3 protein-coding genes are annotated in these 2,122 nt (G+C 43.4%); 1 reads left to right on the plus strand and 2 read right to left on the minus strand.

What is annotated here, in order from left to right; all coding sequences use genetic code 11:
- Both HZA38_03635 and HZA38_03640 read right to left on the minus strand, forming a co-directional pair.
- Positions 1-147: hypothetical protein (locus HZA38_03635; protein MBI5414584.1), on the minus strand; the 147-nt coding region annotated here is incomplete at its 3' end.
- Between the two features lie 94 nt (positions 148-241).
- Positions 242-904 (minus strand): IS1595 family transposase, encoded by a 663-nt coding sequence (locus tag HZA38_03640; protein MBI5414585.1) that lies wholly within the window; start codon positions 902-904, stop codon positions 242-244.
- Between the two features lie 274 nt (positions 905-1,178).
- Here HZA38_03640 and HZA38_03645 point away from each other — a divergent pair, with 274 nt between their 5' ends.
- Complete coding sequence (locus HZA38_03645; GenBank protein MBI5414586.1) at positions 1,179-2,000, plus strand: transposase; 822 nt, start codon at positions 1,179-1,181, stop codon at positions 1,998-2,000.
- Positions 2,001-2,122: the final 122 nt, after the last annotated feature.

The raw sequence follows: 2,122 nt of genomic DNA on the forward strand, positions 1-2,122 counted from the left end.
AAATCCTGATGCGAATCTCATGGCGATAATTCCTGCGACACCGCCGATCCAGAGGACCCAGATTTTTTTGCTGAATGCGATGGCCGTGGTGACGGCATCAATCGAGAAAACGATGTCCGTCATTTCCACGATGAGGACGGTTTTCAATAAATTGTGAGGTTTTTTTTCTTTCTGTTCTTCGCTGTGTCCGAGAAAGAGATTTTGTAGCTAAAGATAAATCAAGGGTATTGCCCAGCAAACATTAATATTTTTTGAGAATTGCTAGCATTTTAGCATACATATTTTCCTTGCGGTAATTGAACCGAAATTCACACTCTTTGAGATAGAGATGAAATTTTCCTGAAGCAATCCCGTTGAACTTGGAGAGTCTTCGTTTGGCATAACTCCAGAAGGATTCAATGCCATTGATATGATTCTTGCCTCTCGCAAATTCATTCTTGCTGTGGTGCACACGATAATGATCGTAGCCGTTCAAAATGAGTCCATCATACGCCTTCCAGCCATCAGAATGGATGGTACTGCCTTCGAGGATTTTGCCTTGAATGATGGGTAAAAGTTCCCTTCTGGAACATTTTTTCACGATCGTGACAAACACCTTTCCTTGCCGTTTCAAAATGCCAAAGACCGGTGTTTTTCCGGCAGCTCCTCTCCCCCTTTTGCCTCGAACTCTTCTTGCTCCAAAATAACTTTCATCAATTTCCACTTCTCCCGAAAACTTCGCTTCTTCGATGGAATACCGAACAATTTTTTCGCGAAACAGGTTGAAATACAGATCCACGGTCTTGCGATTGAGTTCCAAAAAAGATGCTGTTTTGGTGGCCGTGAGGTCTTCACAAAAGCACCTCAGAATTTTTTTCTGGATGAATAGACTGATTTTGGCGACCGTCCCATTTTGGGCGGGCAAAAATAGTTCTGTTGCCCATGAGGGAGCGGATATTCTAATGTTAGACTACTCTAACCTTCCATACAATGCCTAAAAAAATCCTCGCTGTAAGAAATGCCTCAGTCTCAAAACCATCAAGCAAGGTTCACGAAGAGGACTGAAACGATACCAGTGCCGACAATGTTTCTTCTGGTTTTCGCTGGATCATCGAAAAAAGCCTCTGTCCGTCATAGAAGATCATCTGGATGGAAAACCGTTTCGCAAGATTGCAGATAAAGAAAAAAGATCCAAGTCGGTGATTGCCAGACAGTATTTTCAGGAACTTCAAAATCTACCCCACAACAATGATCTCACGAAAAAATACTGTGATCGTTTTTGCGGCATCCTGGTGGTGGATGGCAAGTATGTGAACGTGAAAGGATATGAACAGAAGATTCCACTCCTCTGGGGACTCGACTATTTGAGTCATGATATTCCGGTTTTCACACTGGCTCCTTCCGAAAGCTATCAATCCTGGCTGAAGTATTTTGGCTATTTGAAAAGTATTCGATATCCCCTCCAGATCGTGATCTGTGATGACAATGAGAACATCCAGCAGGCTGCCCGATATATCTTTCCCGGGGTCATGATCCAGATCTGTCAGAATCATTTTTTGGAGAATATCCGAAGGGATCTCTCCGTTCGAACGGAAGAGAAATATCGGGGATTGGTCTTTGATCTCAAACGAGAACTTTTCACCGTGAAACTCACGCGACCGGATTTCGCAAAACGGGCATTCAAACTCCTGAAAAAATATGAGGGGAATCAAATAGCTTTGAATGTGATCGTACGAATTCATCAAAGATTCATGGACCTCACAGCAGCCAGTCTCATTCCCCATGCTCCCACGACCACGAATATCATTGAATCATACAATTCTCATCTGCAGGCACGACTCAAATCCATCAAAGCCTTTCAATCCTTTCCCGGAGCCAGCAAATGGCTCAATGGATATATTCTGCGAAGGAGATATCGGAAATTTACGGACTGCGGAAAAAAATTCCGCTCCCTGAACGGAAAAACTTCCATTTCACAGACTTTGAAAAAAGGAACGATTTTACCGCTTCTCTTCATATGACCACCCGCCCAAAATGGGACGGTTACGCAAATTCACGAAGCGCAGGCATCAACGCAAAAGCTTTTTCATAAAAATCAGAAGCAGGAAGAGAAACGATAAAACGTTCCTCCGGAGAAAGGCCG

The sequence above is a fragment of the Candidatus Peregrinibacteria bacterium genome (genome assembly GCA_016220175.1).
GTDB lineage: Bacteria > Patescibacteriota > Gracilibacteria > CAIRYL01 > CAIRYL01 > JACRHZ01.